Annotated in this window: 18 protein-coding genes; 5 read left to right on the plus strand and 13 right to left on the minus strand. The window is 63.8% G+C overall.

Annotated features, from left to right (window positions below):
* Both NHH88_09965 and NHH88_09970 read left to right on the plus strand, forming a co-directional pair.
* Positions 1-342, plus strand: a complete 342-nt coding sequence (locus NHH88_09965; GenBank protein USX16081.1) for a DUF2149 domain-containing protein — start codon at positions 1-3, stop codon at positions 340-342.
* Positions 329-4432 (plus strand): cobaltochelatase subunit CobN, encoded by a 4104-nt coding sequence (locus NHH88_09970; GenBank protein ID USX16082.1) that lies wholly within the window; start codon positions 329-331, stop codon positions 4430-4432. Before NHH88_09965 ends, NHH88_09970 begins: the two co-directional genes overlap by 14 nt.
* A 200-nt stretch (positions 4433-4632) precedes the next feature.
* On the opposite strand, the gene NHH88_09975 is transcribed toward NHH88_09970, so the two are convergent.
* On the minus strand, positions 4633-5394 hold the full coding sequence (locus tag NHH88_09975; protein USX16083.1) for a sulfite exporter TauE/SafE family protein: 762 nt from the start codon (positions 5392-5394) through the stop codon (positions 4633-4635).
* 135 nt (positions 5395-5529) lie between these two features.
* On the opposite strand from NHH88_09975, the gene NHH88_09980 reads away from it, so the two are divergent.
* Entirely contained in the window at positions 5530-6249 is a 720-nt protein-coding gene (locus NHH88_09980) for a glutathione S-transferase (GenBank protein USX16084.1), read from the plus strand.
* A 61-nt stretch (positions 6250-6310) separates the two neighbouring features.
* On the opposite strand, the gene NHH88_09985 is transcribed toward NHH88_09980, so the two are convergent.
* The 8 genes from NHH88_09985 to NHH88_10020 all read right to left on the minus strand — a co-directional run bounded on the left by NHH88_09985 (position 6311) and on the right by NHH88_10020 (position 14065).
* Positions 6311-8290, minus strand: a complete 1980-nt coding sequence (locus NHH88_09985) for a protease pro-enzyme activation domain-containing protein (GenBank protein ID USX16085.1) — start codon at positions 8288-8290, stop codon at positions 6311-6313.
* 291 nt (positions 8291-8581) lie between these two features.
* The gene (locus NHH88_09990; protein ID USX16086.1) at positions 8582-8944 is read right to left on the minus strand and encodes a hypothetical protein; all 363 of its coding nucleotides are present in this window, start codon (positions 8942-8944) and stop codon (positions 8582-8584) included.
* Between the two features lie 149 nt (positions 8945-9093).
* Complete coding sequence (locus NHH88_09995) at positions 9094-9291, minus strand: cation transporter (GenBank protein ID USX17311.1); 198 nt, start codon at positions 9289-9291, stop codon at positions 9094-9096.
* A gap of 163 nt (positions 9292-9454) precedes the next feature.
* Positions 9455-9739, minus strand: a complete 285-nt coding sequence (locus NHH88_10000) for a type II toxin-antitoxin system HicB family antitoxin (GenBank protein ID USX16087.1) — start codon at positions 9737-9739, stop codon at positions 9455-9457.
* 222 nt (positions 9740-9961) lie between these two features.
* A complete protein-coding gene (locus NHH88_10005) occupies positions 9962-11836 on the minus strand; it encodes a PhoH family protein (GenBank protein ID USX16088.1) in 1875 nt (624 codons plus the stop codon).
* Positions 11837-12119: 283 nt separating this feature from the next.
* Positions 12120-12542 (minus strand): peroxiredoxin, encoded by a 423-nt coding sequence (locus NHH88_10010; protein ID USX17312.1) that lies wholly within the window; start codon positions 12540-12542, stop codon positions 12120-12122.
* A gap of 133 nt (positions 12543-12675) precedes the next feature.
* Positions 12676-13644 (minus strand): formyltransferase, encoded by a 969-nt coding sequence (locus NHH88_10015; protein USX16089.1) that lies wholly within the window; start codon positions 13642-13644, stop codon positions 12676-12678.
* A 28-nt stretch (positions 13645-13672) separates the two neighbouring features.
* Positions 13673-14065: an Mth938-like domain-containing protein gene (locus NHH88_10020; protein USX16090.1), complete on the minus strand. Its 393-nt coding sequence runs from the start codon at positions 14063-14065 to the stop codon at positions 13673-13675.
* Between the two features lie 331 nt (positions 14066-14396).
* Here NHH88_10020 and NHH88_10025 point away from each other — a divergent pair, with 331 nt between their 5' ends.
* Both NHH88_10025 and NHH88_10030 read left to right on the plus strand, forming a co-directional pair.
* Positions 14397-15629 carry a pyridoxal phosphate-dependent aminotransferase gene (locus tag NHH88_10025; protein ID USX16091.1) on the plus strand — a complete coding sequence of 411 codons (1233 nt, stop codon included), beginning with the start codon at positions 14397-14399 and terminating at the stop codon, positions 15627-15629.
* 60 nt (positions 15630-15689) lie between these two features.
* Entirely contained in the window at positions 15690-17012 is a 1323-nt protein-coding gene (locus tag NHH88_10030; GenBank protein USX16092.1) for a homoserine dehydrogenase, read from the plus strand.
* Positions 17013-17237: 225 nt separating this feature from the next.
* Here the strand turns inward: NHH88_10030 and NHH88_10035 are convergent, their stop codons facing one another.
* The 4 genes from NHH88_10035 to NHH88_10050 form a co-directional block, all read right to left on the minus strand.
* Positions 17238-17570: a BON domain-containing protein gene (locus tag NHH88_10035; protein ID USX16093.1), complete on the minus strand. Its 333-nt coding sequence runs from the start codon at positions 17568-17570 to the stop codon at positions 17238-17240.
* 207 nt (positions 17571-17777) lie between these two features.
* The gene (locus NHH88_10040) at positions 17778-19112 is read right to left on the minus strand and encodes a sigma 54-interacting transcriptional regulator (protein USX17313.1); all 1335 of its coding nucleotides are present in this window, start codon (positions 19110-19112) and stop codon (positions 17778-17780) included.
* 110 nt (positions 19113-19222) lie between these two features.
* A complete protein-coding gene (locus NHH88_10045; protein USX16094.1) occupies positions 19223-19822 on the minus strand; it encodes a hypothetical protein in 600 nt (199 codons plus the stop codon).
* Positions 19823-19838: 16 nt separating this feature from the next.
* Positions 19839-21257, minus strand: coding sequence for a HAMP domain-containing histidine kinase (locus tag NHH88_10050; protein USX16095.1), 1419 nt, complete (start codon positions 21255-21257; stop codon positions 19839-19841).
* Positions 21258-21320 lie beyond the last annotated feature (63 nt).

Raw genomic sequence — 21320 nt, forward strand, 5'->3', positions numbered from 1 at the left:
ATGGCCATGCGATTTATGAACCGCCACCGCTACGGCCGCATCGGCGAGCACACCGAGGACCCGCTGGCCGGCGTCGCCAACCTGTTCGACGCCAGCATCGTCTTCATCGTCGCCATGATGCTGGCGCTGTTCTCGGCCTGGAACATGATGGACCTGCTGGACCCCAATTCCGAAGTCACCATCGCCAAAAAGAGTGCGGACGGCCGGGTTGAAGTGCTGACCAAGAAGGGCGCCGAGATCACGGTAAGCCGCGTCAGCGACAAGCCATTGTCCGGTTCCGGCAAGCGCCTGGGCACCGCCTACCAACTGCCGGACGGGAAGGTCGTATATGTTCCGGAATAAGCGTTTTGGAGTGCTGGAAGTTGTTTTACTGCTGCTGATTTCCTTCTTCATCGTCGGTTATGTGCATTCGGCGCAGGCGCCGCGCACCCTCGCGCTGATGCTCGGCGATGTCGAGTCGCGGCCGGCGGTGCTGGCGGTGCGTGGGTTGCAGGCGGAGCTGAAGGCGCTCAATGTCGTCATCCGCATCATCCCCAACAACGGCATGACGCAGGCCGACCGCAATGCCCTGGCCAGCGCCGATGTGGCGGTCGTCAACGCCAAGGGCAGGCTGGCGATGGCGGGACTCAAGGACGAACTGCAGGCGCTGAGGAAGTCGCGGCATCCCGTGTTCGCTGTCGGCGGCGCGATCGACGACAGCATCCGCGAGATGGGCGTCCAGGACGACAAGACCATCCAGCAGTATCACAGCGAGGGCGGCATCGAGAACATGGGCAACCTGCTGCGCTACATCCTGCGCCAGCATTTCGGCTCGAAGCTGGAGGTGGCGCCGGTGCACGCGATGCCCGATGTCGGCCTGTACGACGTCGCCGCCAACCGCACCTACAGCAGCTACGAGCACTATTTGCAGGGCTATGCCAACTACAAGACCGGCGCGCCGTGGATCGCTGTGCCGTTCTATCGCGCCAGCCTGGTGGCGGGGCAAACCTTGCCGCTGGCGGCCATCGTCGCGCGGCTCGAAGCGGGCGGCTATAACGTGTTGCCGGTGTTCGGCTATCCGTACGATGTGCCGCTGCGTTTTCTGTTCGATGAAAGCGGCAAGAGCCGCGTCGACCTGATCGTCGCGCTGGGCATGAAGGTCGGCGGCACCGCCAATACGGGCGCGCTGCTCGACAAGACCGGCGTCCCGGCGATCAACGCCATCACCCTGAGCCAGCACACGGCGGCGCAATGGCGCGAATCGAAGATCGGCCTCGATATCATCGAACGCACTTGGCAGTTGGCCGGCGCCGAGATGGCCGGACTGATACAGCCGACGGTGGTCGCCAGCCGTGAACGCATCAGCGATGCGCAGACCGGCCTGGCCTATGTCGAGGAGACGCCGATCCCCGAGCGCATCGAGCGGCTCAACGAGCGCGTGGCCGCCTGGCTGGCCTTGCGCCAGAAAGCCAATGGCGACAAACGCATCGCCATGATTTACTTTAACTACCCGCATGGTTCCGAGACCATCGGCGCTGCGTATCTGAACGTGCTGCCGGAGAGTTTGTGGCAAATCGTCCAGCGCCTGAAACGCGACGGCTATCAGACGGGTGACGCGCTGCCGGCCGGCGAGGCCGAGCTGCAAGGCGAGATCCAGCAGTGGGGGAATTACCCCGGAAAATCCAAGGGCGACTACATGACGGGCCTGAAGCATCTGGCCGAAAGCGGCCAGGCGCTGCTGGTGCCGCTGGCCGACTATCAGGCGTGGTTCGCCAAATTGCCGCAGACGCTGCGCGATTCCATCCTGGCGTCATGGGGCAAGCCGGAAAGCGCACCGGTGCTGTGGCGCGACGCCAAGGGGCAGCCTTTCTTCGTTTATCCGGCGCGCCGCTTCGGCAATGTGCTGATGGCGCCGCAGCCCGGCCGCGCGTGGGAGCAGAACCTGGAGAAACTGCACAACGAAGTGAGCATGCCGCCTAGCCATGAGTACATCGCCTTTTACCTTTGGCTGCAGAAGGGCTTCCAGGCCAACGCGGTGATGCACATCGGCACCCACGGCACGCAGGAGTGGCTGAGCGGTAAAGAGGCCGGCCTGTCCGAGGACGATCCGACCGAGGCGCTGATCGGCGCCATGCCGAATATTTATCCGTACGTGATGGACGACGTGGGCGAGGGCATACAGGCCAAGCGGCGCGGCATGGCCACCATCATCGACCACATGACGCCACCGTTCGATATTGCGGGCCTCAATCCGGACCTGCGGGAGCTTGGCGCGCTGCTCAACGACCACCGCGTGGCCGAGCAAAAAAGCCCGCTGCTGGCGCGCAGCCATCTGCTGGCGCTGAACCGCATGGCGGCCAAAAGCGGCGTGTTGAAGGACATGAAGAAGACCGAGCTCAAAACCGAAGCCGACATGGAGGCGCTTGAAGAATATCTGGACGATACCGGCAACAAGCTGACACCTTTCGGACTGCACACCTTCGGCGTTGCGCCGACGGCGGAGCGGCGCAACGCCACGGCACGCGCGGTCGTCAGTCTGGATACCGGCGCCACCACCGAGCAAAAAACCAAACGTATCGCGCAGCTGGAAGACGATATCGAACGCAGCGCGGCGCTGGAACTGGACCGATTGCTGGAGGCCCTGTCGGGCCGCTACATCCCGGCCGGCGCCAGCGCGGACCTGGTGCGCAATCCGGACGCGCTGCCGACCGGCCGCAATTTCTTTGGCCTCGATCCGTCGCGTATTCCCAGCAAGACCACCTACGAGGCGGGCGCCAAACTCGCGCGACAGCTGGTCGACGATTATCGCAAACGCCATGGCGTGTATCCGGACAAATTGAGCATGAACCTGTGGGGTGTGGAGACCTCGCGCCACGAGGGCATCATGGAAGCGCAGGCGATGGCGCTGATGGGCGTGCGTCCGACCTGGGATGAACGCGGCCGCGTGACCGGTGTCGAAGCGCTGACCCGCAAGGAACTGGGACGCCCGCGTGTCGACGTGACGCTGATCTCGTCGGGCCTGTTCCGCGACCTGTTCGGCAATCTGCTGGCGTTGATGGACAAGGCGGCGCAACTGGCGCAGCAACAGGACGATCTGGGCGCGGCCGCCGACACCGGCCCGTCGGGCAACGTGATGCAGGAGCATAGCCGCAAAACCGCCGCCGCCTTGCAGGCGAACGGCATTTCCGCCGACGAGGCGCGGCGCATGGCGTCGGTGCGCATCTTCGGCGTGCCGAGTGGCGCGTACGGGACGCAGATCGAAAAACTGATCCCGCTGACGAACGCCTGGAAGAACGAGAAGGAAGTGGCGGACGTGTTCATCAACCGTATGAGCCATCCCTTTGGCGCCGGCTATTGGGGCGACGACAATGCCAATCCGGCGCAGCGGCGCGAGTTGTTCAAGCAGGCCATCAGCGGCAGCAAGATCGCGCTACACAGCCGCTCCAGCAATCTGTTCGCGACGTTGGACAACGACGACTTCTTCCAGTACCTGGGCGGCACCGCGATGGCGATCCGCAGCGTGGACGGCAAGACGCCGGAGGTGGTAGTGAGCGATCTGTCCAATCCGCGCAAGCCGGGCCACAAGACGCTGGAGCAGTACATGGGCCAGGAGATGCAGTCGCGCTATCTCAATCCAAAGTGGGCCGACAGCATGCTGAAGGAAGGATATTCCGGCGCGCGCTACATCAACCGCGTGGTCGACTATCTGTGGGCCTGGCAGGTGACGGTCCCGGAGGTGGTCGACAGCAGCAAATGGCAGCGCATGTACGACACCTACGTGGCCGACCGCCATGGCCTGAAAGTGCGCGAGCGCTTTGCCGCCAGCGGCAACCTGCGCGCGTACCAGGCCGTGACGGACCGCATGCTGAGCGCCATCGAGCGTGGATACTGGCAGCCGGGCGACGCGGTGCGCGACAATCTCACGCGGCAGAACGCGCGGGCGATCAAGGAGGCGGGCGTGTCGTGCAGCGCAGACTCGTGCAGCAAGGCGACGTTGAAGATCGCGCCGGAGTTCACCGGCCAGTTCGTGCCGAACGTCGGTTCCAATCCTGCGATCGCGCGCGGGGCGGCTGCGGCCGGGCGTGCGGGCGGTTCGGCGCCGTCGGCGCAGCCGGTGGCGGCAGCGCCGGGGCAGCAGCAGGCCAACGACGCCGCGATGAAGGCCGCGCTGGCGGACCTGCAGGTGCTGCAGGCGAAGTCGCAGGAGCTGCAACCGGTGCCGGCGCCGCGCGCCAAAGCCAAACCGGTCGACCCGGCGCCGGCATCGTTTGCGAAAACCGAGCTGGCCGACGCCAAGGTAAGCGGGTTTGAAATGCAGACCTTGGCCAATCTCAGTCCGGCGCAGAAGACGGTGGGCACGCTGGCGTTGCTGGCGCTGGCCGCCGGCCTGGTGGGAGCCGGCTATGTTGGACGTCGCAAGAAGTTGAAGAAACTGAGTGGAATGCTGAATTAAATTTCATTTGCATGCCCGCTGACGGCTCATCGATGGCGGATTACGGTGTTCCGCCTAATCCGCCCTACGTGTCGCCGTGGTCAAGCGACGGCCAGGTTGACAGGAGCCATGAATTCCGATTCTCGCGAGGAGACACGTAGGGCGGATTAGCGAAGCGTAATCCGCCAAGCGCCGTCGGCGGCCCAAAACGCGCAACGGCATCAACGCACAAACATCCAAACCGTCAACGCCGCGCCGACCAGAACCACGAACCCCCGCATCACCTTCTCCGGCAAACGGTGAATCAACCATCCGCCGCACAAGCCGCCGGCGATCCCACCGACGCACAGTGCCAGCGCCGCCGGCCAGCTGATCAACCCCGACGTCGCGAAGATCATCGCCGCCACCGCGTTCATGGCCATCGCCAGCACGTTCTTGGTGGCTGCCGCCATGCGTACCTGCTGCCCCGCGACGGTCAGCGCCGCCAGCATCAAAAAGCCGATGCCGCCGCCGAAGTAACCACCATAAATCGAAATACATCCCTGCGCCAGCACCAGCGCCCAGCGCGGCATGCCGCTGGCCGCGTGCAGCGGTTTTTTGCGGAAGCTCCCCCACGCGAACACGCTGGTGGCGAACAGCACCAGCCACGGCACCAGCCGCTCGAAGAACGAGGCCGGGGTATTCAACAGCAGCACGGCGCCGAACACGCCGCCGATGGCGCTGATGACCAGCATCTGGCGGAACGTCAGCGGACCGACGTCGCCCACCAGCTTGCGCCCCGCGTAGGCGGACGTGATCTGGCTTGGGAACAGCGCGATGGTCGACGTCATGTTGGCGGCCAGCGGATTCAATCCGGCCAGCAGCAGGGCGGGGAAGGTGATGAACGAGCCGCCGCCGGCCAGCGCGTTTTGCACGCCGGCGAGGAATCCGGCGGCGGCGACCATCAGGACGATGTGAATTTCAAGCGGTGGAACTGGCGGCATGGTCGGGGCGCAGACATGGTGGATGTGGAAGCGGACGGAACATTAGTTTCCGTTCGATTATAACCGTGGCCGGAAAAGCTTTCCGGCGAGGCGATTGTGCGACGGGCATGCGCCGGTGGTGCTACGATATTTCGCATGACGACACCATACCAACTCTATTACTGGGACGGCCTGCAGGGCCGCGGCGAATTCGTGCGGTTGGCGCTGGAGGAGGCGGCCATCCCTTACGACGATGTGGCGCGCCGCAAGAAGGGCATGCCGGCGTTGATGGCAAGCCTGGACGGCGACAAGGTCGATCATCCATCGTTTGCGCCGCCGGTGCTGCGCGCGGGGGAGCTGTTGATCGGGCAGACGCCCAATATCCTGCTGTTCCTCGGCGCGCGGCATGGCCTTGCGCCGCGCGCCGAGGCGGGGCGCTTGTGGGCCAACCAGCTGCAGCTGACCATCTCCGACATCGTCGCGGAGGCGCACGATACGCATCATCCCATCTCCACCAATAAGTACTACGAAGACCAGAAGAAGGAAGCCAAGGCGCGCGCGAAGGATTTCAGGGAGGCGCGCATACCGAAGTTCCTGGACTATTTCGAGGGCGTGGTGCAACGCAATCCGGGACGCGGCGGCTGGACCATCGGCTCGCGCCTGTCGTATGTCGATTTGTCGCTGTTCCAGCTGATCGAAGGCTTGCGCTACGCGTTCCCGAAGACGATGGCGAAGCTCGAACCATCGTATCCCGGCCTTGTAGCCTTGCGTGACAAGGTGGCGGCACGTCCCAATATCGCCGCCTACGTGGGCTCGAAGCGGCGCATCCCCTTCAACGAAGACGGCATCTTCCGCCACTACCCCGAGCTGGAGTAAGTGGAACCCCCGCTTCGCAAGAAGCGGGGGCGGATACCGCGTGGGCGTCAAGCGTCGCCCGTCACTTGTAGCTGGCCACCAGTGAAACCCCGCTCGACGCCTTGTAGCCGTAGACCAGCACATAGTACGTGCCGGCCGCCGGCGAAGCGATCGAGATGGTCTCGGTGGTGGTCGAACCGTCCGATTTCTGCAGGTAGGAGCTGGTCGTCGGCTGCGATCCCAGTTTGACATAGAGGTCGGCGTCGCCGCTGCCGCCGGACGTCTTGAACGTCAGGCTGGTGGCGCCCGAGGGCACGGCGAAGGTGTACACCTTGCTGCCGCTGGCCGCCACCGAGATGCCGGTCACCGCGACATTGTTGGTCAGCGCGTTCGACGCCGGGGGCGTGGTGCCGCCGCCGCCGGCCATCACGCTGGCGAAGTTGGCCACGTTCAGGCTCCCGTAGCCGCTGGCGTAGTCCCAGCCCGCCGCCGCGCTGTAGCCGCCGTTTCTGCCGGAGACGACGTCGTGGAACATGCCTGGATTGGCGGCCGCGCGCGCATACAGGTTGGATGACGGGAAGGGTAGCGAGTTGTTGTTCATCGATTGGACGCGCGCCCAGAAGCCGGTGAACAGCGGCGCGGCCAGGCTGGTGCCGCCAATTTGCTCGGTTGCGCCGTTGACCAGCACCAGCGCGCCGCTGGACGGATCGGCGTCGAGCGCGATGTCCGGCGTGCCGCGTTTGGTGGAGCTGCCCAACACGCCGGCGTTGACCTGCCAGCTCGGCGCAGCCTCTGTCAGGCTAGGCCCGCCGCCGGCGCCGCCGTCGGCGCTTTGCTGGCAGGTGGCGCTGCTGCTGCACGCCCACACGGATTCGGAAGTCCACGTGGTGCCGGTGGTGCCCAGCAGCGTGCCGCCGACCGACACCACCCACGGCGAGACCGACGGATAGCTTTGCGAGGTGCTCAAGCCGCCGCACTCGTACGAGCCCGAATCTCCGGAGGAGACCGAGAACGTCTGGCCCTGCGCCACCGCCGCCTGGAAGATCTGGTCGTTGCTGGCCATGATGCCGGAGTTCTTGGCGCTGGTTTCGCATTCGCCCAGCGAGACGTTGATGGTCTTGGCGACGTTGTCGCTGACGGCCCGGTTGTAGGTGTCGGTCAGGTCGGCGTCGCTGAGGGTGTTGGCCGTGTACAGGATCATTTGCTTGATGGTGCCTCCGGCGGCGGCCAGCGCGTCCTGCGTGTCCATGTTCCATTCGCCCACGCCGGCGGTGTCGGTGCTGGCCGCGCCCACGGTCACAGTGCTGATGTTCACCGTCGGATATCCCGCGCGGCTGGTGAAGGTGTTCAGATCGGTGATGGTTTGCTTCATGCTGCCCTGGGTGATGATGCCGATGGTGGCGTTGACGGCGCTGGGCAGGCCGCTGGCGTTGTAGATCGCCGGGAAGTCGGTCGGGTTGTGGCCCGTGGTGGCCAGGGTCGTCGCCGCCGGCTTGGCCAGCGTATGGTACATGTGGATGGTCTGCAGGCCGTGGATGGCCATGACGGTGTCGCCGAGCGACTGCGGCACCGAGGCGTCGCTGACGTTGGCGAAGGCGGTGCGGCCGTTGACGTTGTAGTTGCGTAGATCCGTATTGAAGGCGGTTTTGACCGAGCCGGCGGTGCCGTCGCCGCTCACCAGCAGGCGGTTGTCGGACACGGTGATGTTGATAAAGCCGCTGCGTTTCAAATGCTCGACCACTTTTTGCGCCTGGGCGGAGGTCGGCGCGTAGCGTTCCATGAACTGTTCCCTGGTCAGCGGCTGGGCGCCGCGTCCGGCGACGATATCGCCGGTCAGCGCGTCCAGATCGGCCTTGTTGCGCAGCTTGAGCGCGACCACGACGTGGGTCGCTATGCCGGCCTGCATCAGGGCCTGCTGCTGGGTCGTCGTGCCGCTGACGACCGGCGCCTTGGTGGCGGTGGGCACCCAGGTTTCGGCGTGCGCCAGGCCAGTGGTCGCGGTCAGCGCCAGCAAGGTCAGGGAGGCAAGGGACGACAGTTTCATTTGCTCGTTCAAGTTCATGTGGTTCTCCGATTTTTATCAACATGATGTGCGGCGCCGAAGGATCATCGATGCCGCGCGCTTGCGCCACCCCTGAGAAGACGGGTGTGTTTTTTCTCAGGGCGACACGATCCGTTGGCCGCTCCGGATGGAGTGGTCAAGGCGTGTCTATCTCAACGCGGACCGCCGGTGGGCGGCCGCGTCGCCATTGGGGATACAACGGGGGAGCTAATCCAGGGCGTGCGTCAATCGCGGGCGTGCCGGTGCTGTTTCAGGCGCGCGTCGTGAAGGCGTGGCGGGCTGCGGAAAAGCTTAGATGGCGAAGACGGGTGGAGCGTGCGAAGGGGGTGTCAGGAAGGTGGGGGACTGCGTGTTGGAGCGGTACTGCGGAAGAAGTGCGAGGTAGGTTAGTCCGGTTGACCGGGGCGTGACGGTCAGGTCGCCCGTTGGCGGCAATGACGGCGTGTCGATGACAAGTTGGCAGGTCGGGCAATCCGAGTCGTCGTCGGCGATCGCATGGTGATGGACGCCAAGGGCGAACAACTGGATCAGGAAAACGGACAGCACGAGCAGCAGCGCCGCCATCCGCTGGACGGATGGCCTGGACCTCACGCTACTGGTGCTCTCGTCGAGTGACCGCATGCTGGTGGATTCCTGGTGACCGGTGGCTTTCATAGCAACCGTGCAAAAAGTATAGCAAGCGGTGTCGCGCACGATTGCTTTTTTTCTACATTTGCATCGTGGCTGTTGTTTTCAGGATATGCGTCGAGTGGTCCGGCGGGGCGCTGCTCGCGCGGTGTACCGGACGGGTCGGGTGGGCCGAATCAGGCGGCGGTGACGGGGTAGCCGGCGTCGGCGATGGCCGATTTCAGCGGCGCCAGCGCGGTGGCGCTGTCGATTTTGACGGTCTTGCTGGCCAGGTCGACTTCGACTTTTGCGGCGGCGTCAATCGCCTGCACCGCCTTGGTCACCGCGCCCACGCAGTGACCACAACTCATGTTTTCCACTTGTAGCTGATACATCGACTTCTCCTTCACGGTTTCGATGATCATACTGTATGCCTTCCAATCGTGGGAAGGTCAAGGGAATCCTTGTTGAGCCGCGAACGGAGCTTGGCGGATTACGCTGCGCTAATCCGCCCTACGTGGTTTAGATGGGCGCTTGTTTCCCGGGACCCGCTAAGTGTCAACCTTCCGGCGGATCGTCCAGCCTGGCCAGGTCGAGGCTGACCATGGCCCAGATGCCGTCGGCGTAATCTGGCTCGCGCGACAGGTACTCCACTTCGGATGGCTTGATTTCAAACGATTTGCCCTGCTCGACCAATTGGCCGACGTGGCCGTAGATGGCCTTGGTGGCGTTGCTCATCGCTTTGTCCACCGTCTCACCGGTGGTCACGCAGCCCGGGATGTCCGGGACGGTCACCCCGTATCGGCTGCCTTCACGCTTCTGGATCAGGATTGGAATGTCCATGGTCTTACCTTAGCTGTGGTCGGAAAGGCGGGCGAAATCAATGACTTGGATGTTAGTGTTATACAGGATGCCACAGGATTCAAGAACTTTCGTGGATCACCACGCTTTACTGGTCCCCTACTTGTGCATAGATTGGGTAGCAGAAACTGTTTGCGGAAAAAAAGAAGCCCCGCCGGCATCGCTGCGGGCGGGGCTAACAGGTACGTATTTATTCTACTACATTTACAGCACGTCGCTGGCGTGATCGGCCAGGCGCGAGCGTTCGCCGCGCGCCAGGGTCACGTGGCCGCTGTGCGACCAACCCTTGAAGCGGTCGACCACGTACGTCAGGCCGCTCGAGCCTTCGGTCAGGTAAGGCGTGTCGATCTGCGCGATGTTGCCCAGGCAAAGGATCTTGGTGCCCGGACCGGCGCGCGTGACCAGGGTCTTGACCTGTTTCGGCGTCAAGTTCTGCGCCTCGTCGATGATCAGGAACTTATTGACGAAGGTTCGGCCGCGCATGAAGTTGAGCGACTTGATCTTGATGCGCGAGCGGATCAGGTCCTGCGTTGCCGCGCGGCCCCATTCGCCGCCGTCCGAATCGGACTTGTTGAGCACTTCGAGGTTGTCGTCGAAGGCGCCCATCCAAGGCGACATCTTCTCTTCCTCGGTGCCCGGCAGGAAACCGATGTCCTCGCCGACAGGCACCGTCACGCGGGTGACGATGATTTCGTTGTAGAGCTTGGTTTCCAGCACTTGCGCCAGGCCTGCGGCCAGTGCCAGCAGGGTTTTGCCGGTGCCGGCCTGGCCGAGCAGGGTGACGAAGTCGCATTCCGGATTCATCAGCAAGTTCAACGCGAAGTTCTGCTCGCGGTTGCGGGCGGTGACACCCCACACATTGTTCTTGTTGTGGCTGAAGTCGCGCAGGGTTTGCAGCACGGCGGTTTTGCCGTTGATCTGCTTGACCTGGCCATAGAACGGCGCTTCGCCATTCTTCGGCTCCAGGAAGATGAACTGGTTGACCAGCAGCGACGGCACGAACGGACCGGTGACGCGGTAGAACGTCGCGCTCTGGCCGTTTTTATTTTCCTGCCACGATTCCAGGTCCTTGCCGTGCTTGGTCCAGAAGTCGTCCGGCAGCTGGACGATACCGGAGTACAGCAGGTCGGTATCTTCCATCACGTGGTCGTTGAAGTAGTCCTCGGCAGGCAGGCCCAGCGCGCGCGCCTTGATGCGCATGTTGATGTCCTTCGACACCAGCACCACCGGACGGCCTTCCTGTTCGGCCTCCAGCGAGCGCACGACGGACAGGATCTGGTTGTCGGCCTTGCCGACCGGCAGGCCAACCGGCAGGTCCGCCGTTTGCATGCGGGTCTGGAAGTACAGGCGGCCCTTGGCGTCCTTGTTGCCCAGCTTGGACAGCGGAATGCCGTTCTCGATGGCGTCGTCGTCGGTGTTGGAGACCAGCGCGTCGAGGGTGCGCGACACCTGGCGGGCATTGCGCGCCACCTCGGTCATGCCCTTCTTGTGGTTGTCCAATTCCTCCAACGTCATCATCGGCAGGTAGACGTCGTGCTCTTCGAAGCGGAACAGCGACGATGGATCGTGCATCAGCACGTTCGTGTCGAGCACGAACAGCTTGGTCGTGCCGGTTTGGTCGGCGTGACGGCTGGTCGACGACTTGATCCCCACTTCGTTGATCTTGTGCTTGGCCGGGTGTGGCGCCTCGGCGGTGATCGGCGTGACCTTGCCGCGCGCGGCCGGGGTAGCCTTCGCTTTGGCAACGGGTTTGGCGGCCACAGGAGCGGGCGCGGGTGCCGGTGCAGCTTGGGCGGCCTTCAACACGGCCGGCGCGGCCTTCAGCACAGCGGCCACGGCCTTCGACTTGGCGGTGGTTTTCGCTGCCGCAGCAGGCGCGGCTTGGACGGCGACCGGCGCCGCCGCTTTGGATTTCGCTACGGGTACTGCCTTGACGGGCGCCGCCTTCTTCGGCGCGGGTGCCGGCGCGATCTCGGCAACCGCCGCAATGGCGGAAACCGGGCGCGGCCCTGTCGCTTTTGGATAATCTTTTGCCAACAGTAAAGTCGCTGGCTTACTAGGTAATTTTGGCAGTGGCATCAGGATCTCAATTGAAAAATAACTGGAGGAATCCGCCCATAGGCGCAGCGCGTCTCGGCGAATCGGAGACGTTGGTACCGGATGGGGTGGATGCTGGGTGAAACAGGATAGTAGACTGCCGACGGGCGCACATCTTGCCCGGAGAAAGTACCGCGTGGTGGCCGGCTGGCCACCATGTAGGGTGGGAAGAGTTACAGTGATGACTCAAAATGGTTAACAAAATGGCTGGATGCGCATGATTCTGCTAGGGTTGAGCAACTCTGAAAGGCAACGCGCAAACCTGTTAAGCCTGACGCGCCACAAATTCCAGCACTTCATCGACGTGACCCGCTACCTTCACGCCTCTCCATTCTTTCACCAATTGACCGGTAGCGTCAATGACAAACGTGCTGCGCTCGACGCCACGAACGGTCTTGCCGTACATTTGCTTCATTTTCATGACGTTGAACTGCGCGCAGACCGCCTCGTCGGGGTCGGAAATGAGCTCGAAAGGCAGGCCCAGCTTGGCTTTGAAGCTTTCGTGCGAGCGCAGCGAATCGCGGCTGATACCGTAGATTTCGGTGCCGGCGGCCTGGAATTGCTCGTACAGATCGCGGAACGCCATGTTCTCGGTGGTGCAGCCGGGGGTATTGTCTTTCGGGTAGAAAAACAGCACGGTATGGCGCGCTGGCCGGCCGGACAGCTGGAAAGTCTGGCCGCTCGTCATGGGGGCGGAAAAGTCGGTAACTACGGGTTGGCTATCAGCCACTGGTTTTCTCCTGGAGATGGACATCGACAATATGAGGGCGAGTTATCACCCTTCAAGACGGGCGGGCAAAGTAAATATTGTCCAGCATGCGCTAGGAGCGCGCCCGCAGGCGCGCTTGCAGTTGCTCGGCCGTGACGGGCGCGCCGTCGGCGGTCAGGCTGGAAATCGTCAACATGCGGCCGTCGCCGCACACGCCAAAGATGCAATTATCCACTACGGTCAAGCCCGGTGGCAAACCCAGGGCGACGACATTGCCGAAATTGCCGGACAAGCGGGCGCGCTCGATCACGTAACGGACGCCGGCGATGTCGGTGAAGGCGCCGGGGTAGGGCGGCGCGGCGGCGCGGTGCAGATTGTAGACTTGCCGCGCCGGCTGGCGCCAGTCGATGCGACCGTCCGCGGGCGTGCGCGGGTCGCAGCCGCCGGCCGCTCCGGCACCCGCTCTGGCATTGTTATGCAGGCGCGGCGCCGTGCCGTCGAGCAGCGACGGCAGCACGCGCCACAGCGTCTGCTCGGCCGCCACGGTGACCTTGATGGCCACGTCGAAGGCGGTGTCGTCGGGCAGGATCGGCACTTCCACCTGCGAGACGATGGCGCCGGCACCTGGCCCGTTCGTCAACTCGTGCAGGCTGGCGCCGGTGACGGTGGCGTCGTGCAGCACCGCCCACTCGACCGGCGCGCCGCCGGGAAACTCCGGCAGCAGCGAGCCGTGCATGTTGTAGGCCGGCGCGACGGCGAGCAGCTCGGCCGGCAGCGCGCGGCCGTAGTCGAAGCTGAAGATCAGGTCAGGCATGGTGTCGCGGACCTGTTCCAGCAACTCGGGCGATTCGGCGTCGTCGGCGGCGATGCAGGGGATGTGTTCCTCGCGGCACAGCGCGCGCACCGATTCGTCGTGGTTGTTTCCGCCCGGGTCGTCCGTCCGGGTGACCACCAGCGCGACATCGACGCCGCCGGCCAGCAACACCTTCAGGCAGCGTACGCCAAGCTTGTGGTGCGCGAAGACGACCGCGCGTTGGCGGCGGTCGTGGTCGTTCGTATCGTCGGCGGCGTGGTCGTTCATGGCCGAGCGCCTTGTATTCTCAGCAGGCTCAGGCGCCCGCCTTGTCGGTGTTGTCGATGATCAGCGCCAGGGTGACCTTGCGGCCTTCGCCCATCAGGATGTTGTAGGTGCGACAGGCGGCCTGGCTGTCCATGCATTCGACGCCGATGCGGCGCATCGTCAGCGCGGCCGTCAGGCGCGGGTGGATGAAGCGCTGTTTGGCGCCCGTGCCGAGGATGACGACGTCCGGCGCGTCGGCGCCGATGATGTCGAAATGTTCGGCGGTGAGGGATTCGAAGGTCGGCGCGGGCCAGGCGCGCGGCTCGGACTCCGGCAGCACGATCAGGCTGTAGTTGTAGCGCTGGGCGTTGATCTCGACGCCGGTTTCATCGTAGCCGGTGACGGTTTGGTACTTTTTGGTGTCGCTTGCGTGGAGCTTCATGGTATTTGTGCGGTAAATGGCGAGTAGCCCGTCGGACACGTAGGGCGGATTAGCGCAGCGTAATCGGCCATGCATGCGCAGCCGACGGCGGCACCATGGCCGATTACGGCGTTCCGCCTAATCCGCCCTACGTGTCCTATGTGGTTGGTCGAATTTGGTGGCTTAAGTGACATTGTAGCCTTTTTCAAGGGGCGCTTCGCCGTTTAGCCCCGCCAGAGGTTGATTAAACGGGTGGCTTTCGGCAGAATGGTTCTTTTCGCATTGCAGCACAGGCCGCCAGCGCGTTTTTGGCAGGCCTCAGCGGTTTGCCTCACCAAGACAGGATTTTATTTTGCGACCGATTAATAAATCGAACAAACTGGCGGAAGTCTGCTACGAGATCCGCGGCCCGGTGCCGGAAAAAGCCCGGCAAATGGAAGAAGAAGGCCATAAGATCACGAAGTTGAATATCGGCAACCTCGCCGTGTTCGGTTTCGATCCGCCGGACGAGATCGTCCAGGATATGAAAATCAATCTGTCCAACGCGGCCGGTTACACCGATTCCAAGGGCATGTTCGCGCCGCGCAAGGCCGTCATGCACTACACGCAGGGCAAGAACATCGCCGGCGTGTCGATCGACGACATTTACCTGGGCAACGGCGCGTCCGAACTGATCGTCATGTCGATGAACGCGCTGCTCAACACCGGCGACGAGGTGCTGGTGCCGGCGCCCGACTATCCGCTGTGGACCGCCGCCGTCAGCCTGTCCGGCGGCACGCCGGTGCACTACATCTGCGACGAGCAGCAGGATTGGTTCCCGGACATCGAGGACATCCGCCGCAAAATCAACTCCAACACGCGCGCTATTGTCGTCATCAACCCGAACAACCCGACCGGCGCGCTGTACCCGGTCGAGCTGCTGCAGCAGATCATCGAAGTGGCGCGCCAGCACCAGCTGATCATCTACGCCGACGAGATCTACGACAAGGTGCTGTACGACGAGGCCGAGCACGTCTCCATCGCCTCGCTGGCGGACGACGTGCTGTTCGTCACCTTCAACGGCCTGTCGAAGAACTACCGCGCCTGCGGCTACCGCTCCGGCTGGATGGTGGTGTCGGGCGAAAAATCCCATGCGAAAGACTATATCGAGGGCCTCAACATGCTGGCCTCGATGCGCTTGTGCGCCAACGCACCGGGCCAGTTTGCGATCCAGACTGCGCTCGGCGGCTACCAGTCGATACAAGACCTGGTGGGACCGGGCGGGCGCCTGTTGAAGCAACGCGATCTGGCCTACAAGCTGCTGACCGATATTCCTGGCGTCACTTGTGTCAAGCCGAAAGCGGCGCTGTACATGTTCCCGCGCCTCGATCCGAAAATCTATCCGATTGCGGACGACCAGCAGTTCGCCTACGAATTGCTGGCAGAAACGAAAGTGCTCATCGTCCAGGGCAGCGGCTTCAACTGGATCGCGCCGGATCACTTCCGCGTCGTGTTCCTGCCGAACTCGGACGATATGACGGAAGCCTTTGGCCGTATCGCCAAATTCATGGAAGGCTACCGCAAACGCCACGGCGCCAGCTTCTAGCCCTCACGTCGCAGCCAGCCTCCACGCTCCACCGAACCGCAGATCAATAGAAACGAATATATGAAACCCATCAAAGTAGGCTTGTTAGGCGTCGGCAACGTCGGCTCCGGAACGTTCAACGTGTTGGAACGCAACCAGGAAGAAATCCGCCGCCGCGCCGGCCGCGGCATCGAAGTGGTGGCCGTCTCGGCCCGCAACCTCGAGCGCGCCAAGGAGCGCACCGGCGGCAAGGTCAAGGTCGTCGCCAACCCGTTCGACATCGTCAACGATCCGGAAATCGACATTGTCGTCGAGCTGATCGGCGGCTACGACGAGGCCAAGGCGCTGGTGCTGCAAGCCATCGCCAACGGCAAGCACGTGGTCACCGCCAACAAGGCGCTGCTGGCCGTGCACGGCAACGAGATCTTCGCCGCCGCGCAGGAAAAGGGCGTCATGGTCGCGTTCGAAGCGGCCGTGGCCGGCGGCATCCCCATCATCAAGGCGCTGCGCGAAGGCCTGACGGCCAACCGCATCGACTGGCTGGCCGGCATCATCAACGGCACCACCAACTTCATCCTGTCCGAGATGCGCGACAAGGGCCTGGACTTCGCCACCGTGCTCAAGCAAGCGCAGGAGCTGGGCTACGCCGAAGCCGACCCGACCTTCGACATCGAAGGCGTGGACGCGGCGCACAAGGCCACCATCATGTCGGCCATCGCCTTCGGTATTCCGGTGCAGTTCGACAAGGCGCACGTCGAGGGTATTTCGAAGCTGAACGCGATCGACATCCGCTACGCCGAGCAACTGGGCTACCGCATCAAGCTGCTGGGCATCGCCAAGCGCGCCAAGGTCAACGGCGTCGAGGGCGTCGAGCTGCGCGTGCATCCGACCCTGATTCCGAGCAAGCGCCTGATCGCCAATGTCGAAGGCGCCATGAACGCCGTGCTGGTGCAGGGCGACGCCGTCGGCGCCACCTTGTACTACGGCAAAGGCGCCGGCGCCGAGCCGACCGCGTCGGCCGTGATCGCCGACCTGGTCGACATCACCCGCCTGGCCACGGCCGATCCGGAACACCGCGTGCCGCACCTGGCGTTCCAGCCGAACGCGATGACCAACATCGAGATTTTGCCGATGTCGGAAATCACCACCAGCTACTACCTGCGCATGAACGTCAGCGACCAGCCCGGCGTGCTGGCCGACCTGACCCGCATCCTGGCCGACGCGACGATCTCGATCGACGCCATGCTGCAAAAGGAACCGGCCGAGGGCGAAACCAAGACCGACATCATTTTCCTGACGCACCAGACGCAGGAAAAAAACGTCACGGCGGCCATCGCCAAGATGGAAGGCCTGTCGACGGTGTGCGGCAACGTGACGAAGATTCGCCTGGAAAACCTGAGCTGATCGGCGCGGAGGGGAGGGATGCCTGGATAATCGACCAACGTTGATTATCTGGCAACTCTTCGGGCAAAAAAAAGTCCGGGTAGCGTCTACGCACGCTACCCGGAAAAGGGTCAGTTACTAGGGTGTGTTGCGGTACTACGGATACTCCTACTACAAGGTTTTTACTGCGGGAAACTCATTACTGCTGAATTACTGCTTAGTTGCTGCTTAGTGCTGCAATACTGCTTACTTCGAAGCGACGGTCAGTTCGCTCTTTACTTCTTTAACGCCTGGGACGGCCGATGCCACCTGAATGGCCTTGGTGCCAACTTCAGTGCTTGGTACGGCGCCGCTCAGCACAACCACACCGTCGGTGGTGGTCACGCCAATTTGTTTTTGATCGGCCAGGGAAGCCTTGATCTTGCTGGTGATCGCATCGTCATTGGTGGCGGTGCCAGTCTTGGCGGCTCCAGCCATAGCACCTTCTTGCTGACCCGCTGCGAAGGCGGTACCAGTAGCTGCTGCAGCGGTGAGGGTAGCTGCAACCATCAGGCGGGCGATCAGTTTGGTAGTCATCATGATTTGCTTCCTTTACTCAAGTTTAGGTGAAACGTCTGTGACGTTATCCTATCCTTAGCAAACGGCGTGCCAGCTATTAAAAGCCGTTTAAAATCATGAGCTTACTGTGAAGTTACTTAAATTTAATTGTCAAATCGTGATGTTTCCGTCTATATTCCACGGAATTTGTCGTGAAATGGCGACAAGCTATTGCCGCCATTTCGTAAGTCATTGATTTTTAAGGGGGTCGTCTTGTCGCTCGGGGGCGACAAGGGTGGGGTCGGTGCGGAACAGGCTGGCGTCGAGGTCGTATTTCTGCAGCAGGCGGTAGAACTCGGTCCGGTTACGTTCGGCCAGGCGTGCGGCGTCGGCCACGTTGCCGTCGGTCAGTTTCAGCAGCTGGACCAGGTAGTTACGCTCGAAGCGTTGCTTGGCCTCCGTGTAGCTGAGCACTTCCAGCGACGGAACGCGCAGTGCCCGCTGCACCAGGGACAGGGGAATCAGCGGCGCGGTCGCCAGCGCGCACACGTGCTCGACCACGTTATACAGTTGCCGCACATTGCCCGGCCACGAAGCCGTGGTCAGCGCCTCCAGCGCGTCGGGCGCGTAGCCGCGCACCGTCTTGCCGTACTTGGCCGCCAGGGTGTGCAGGAACTGGGTCGCCATCGGCGTGATGTCCTCGCGCCGCTGCGACAGCGGGGGCAGGGTCAGGGTGATGACATTGAGGCGGTAATACAAGTCCTCGCGGAACTGGCCTTCGAGCATGGCCGCGTCCAGGTCGCGGTGGGTGGCCGACAGGATGCGCACGTCGACCGGCCTGGGGATGTCCGAGCCCAGCTGGCGCACGACCCGTTCCTGCAGCACGCGCAACAGCTTAACTTGCAGCAACAGTGGCATATCGCCGATCTCGTCGAGGAACAGCGTGCCGCCGTCGGCCGCCTGCACCAGGCCCTCGCGGCTGCTGACGGCGCCGGTATAAGCGCCCTTGACGTGGCCGAACAGCTCCGATTCGAGCAGCGCCTCGGGGATCGCGCCGCAGTTGACGGCGATGAAGGGTGCCTTGGCGCGGCGGCTGGCGCGGTGGATGGCGTTGGCCAGCAGCTCCTTGCCGGTGCCGCTTTCGCCACGGATCAGGATGCTGGCGTCGGACGCGGCCACCAGCCGGGCCTCGGCCAGCAGCTCGTCCATGCATTGGCTGCGGCTGATCAGGCCGGCGCGCCAGGCCTCGTCGCCGCTCGACGGGCTGGCGGCCGGGGTGGACAGGCTCAACGCCTGGGCGATGCGGTCCAGCAGCAGCTTGGCCTCGAACGGCTTGGTCAGGTAGGCGTAGGCGCCCAAGGTGGTGGCCTCGATCGCGTCCGGGATGGTGCCATGGGCGGTCAGCAGGATGACGGGCAGGGCCGGATAGTTGTGGCGGATCTCCTGGAACAGCGACATGCCGTCGCGGTCCGGCAGGCGGATGTCGCTGATGACCAGGCGCGGCAGCTCGATCGACATGCGCGCCAGCGCCGCCTCGGCGCTACCGACGCCGGTGACCCGGTAGCCGTTGGCGGTCAGGCGCATCGACAGCAGGCGCAGCAGGTCGACGTCGTCATCCACCACCAATAAGTGCGCGCCCTTGCCGGCCGGATTGCGGGCGGCGCCGGCGGCGGCCAGTTGGTCGTCGGCCGCGCTCACTTGATGATCCCCTGCGGTGGCGCGCTGGCCGCCGGCCGGACCGGCAAGGTGCGCTCGATGTTTTTCAAGCCCTCCACCATGTCGTTGAGCTGGTCGATGCGGCGCTGGCTGTCCTTTTGCTGCGCCGACAGCCGGTCGACGTGCTCGGCCAGCCGGCGCGCCTCGGCGCAATTGCTCGACAGCACCAACGCCAGCGATTTGAAGGCGGCCGCCTCTTTGTCGTTGGAGTTGCCGACGCCGTCGAACAGCGTCTGCGCGCGGGCCAGGTCGCCGCCGCCGCGCGTGAGCATCAACACCATCCCCATCTGCATGGACAGGCGCGGGCTGCGCGGCTGCTGGGTCAGGCCGCTGAGTTCCTTGAGCAGCTCGCCCTGGCTCATTCGCCGCAACGACTGATGATAGCTCAGCAGCGGTCCGACCTCGTCGAGCGGCGGCGGCGGCGGCGCCAGTTCCACCACCAGCGGTGGCGGGGGCGGCTCCGGCGGCGGCGCCGGCTTGGGCTGGACCTGGGTGCAGGCGGCCAGCACCAGGCATAGCAGCGCGCACAGCAGGTGCGCCGGGGCGCGGGATAGTGCGGATTTTGCGTAAGGCATCATATTAAGCATCGGGACTTCAATAAGGTAATTCAATTCGGAAACGGGCGCCCTGGTCGGAGGGCAGCAATTGCAACACGCCATGGTGCGCGGCGATGTATTCCTGCACGATCGACAGGCCGATGCCGTTGCCGCGGCGCGCGCCGGGCGGCTGGCGCTGGCCCTGGTAAAACGGTTCGAAGATGCGCGCCGTGTCGTTCGGCGCCACGCCCGGCCCCTGGTCGGCGCAGTCGATCAGCAACCGGTCGTTGCGTTCCTCCAGCTTGAAACTAATCACGCCGCCCTGGGGGCTGAAACGCACGGCGTTCGACAGCAGGTTGCCGATCGCCACCGCCATCTTGTCGGCGTCGACGGTGATCGGCCGCGCCTTGCCCTCGGTGTTGACGGTCAGCTTGGCCGCCTGCCATTGCAGGCGCTGGCTGTCGATGGCTTGCGCGAGCAGGGCCGACATGTCGGTCGCTTCCAGGTGCAGGTGGTGGGCGTCGAAGGTGGCCTCGTTGTAGCGCAGCAGCGCTTCGATCTGCGATTGCAGCGCCGCCGTGTTTTGATTCAGTATACCGGCGATTTCGCGCTGGTTGGGCGATAACGCGCCGGCCACGCCATCTTCCAGCAGGGCAACACCCTCGCGCAGCGCCGCCAGCGGGGTCTTCAGCTCGTGCGAGATGTGGCGCAGGAAACGGGACTTGTCCTCCTCCAGGCTCGACAGGCGCTGGCGCAGCCAGTTCAATTGCTGGCCGACGCGCTGCAGGTCGGCCGGGCCGCGCACCTCGACCGCCTCGTCGAAGCGGTTCGCGCCGAGCCGGTCGATCGCCGATTCGATCTGCGCCAGCGGGCGCGACAGCCACAAGCCGAAGCCGCCGGCCAGCAGGGCCGCGACCACGATGGAGGCGATCACCTGCGCCTTGAGCACCGCGCGCCGCTTGTCGAGCTCGGTCAGCAGCGCGGTGTTGCGGCGTTCGACCTCCTGCTTGACCTCCTCGGCCAGCTGGGCGTTAATGCGCGGCAACAGTGCAACCACGGTCTCGAGCGCCTGCCGGCGGGCGCTGGTGCGCGCGCGGGTCGGCATTTGCAGGATGTCCCAGGCTTGCTCGCCGGCCTGGCGCCAGGTGTCGAAGGCGATATTGGGCGCGTGGGGCAGGCCGCGCTGGACGGCGTCGAGCGCGGCGCGGGCCTCGCGCCAGGCGTCGGCGTAGCGCATGCGAAAGGCGGGGTCGTCGAGCACCAGGTATTGGCGGGCGCTGCGCGTCATCGCCACGCTGCGCTCGGCCAGTTGCTGGACGTTTTCGGTGAGCGCGAGCGCGTGGTGTCCGCTGTCGCGGTTGTGGGCGGCAAGGCGGTCCAGCGTCCACAGCGCATGCAGGGAGGCGGCACTTAGCAGCACAGCAATCAACAGGAAGACGCCCAGCAGCAACTGGCGAAACGAGAGTTTCGAGAGCATCGGTGGTCGGTAGAGGAGAAATGACTGAATGATAGGCGAAACCGCGCGCCGGGTGTGTTTAAT

The sequence above is a fragment of the Oxalobacteraceae bacterium OTU3CAMAD1 genome, assembly GCA_024123915.1.
Lineage (GTDB): Bacteria > Pseudomonadota > Gammaproteobacteria > Burkholderiales > Burkholderiaceae_D > Rugamonas.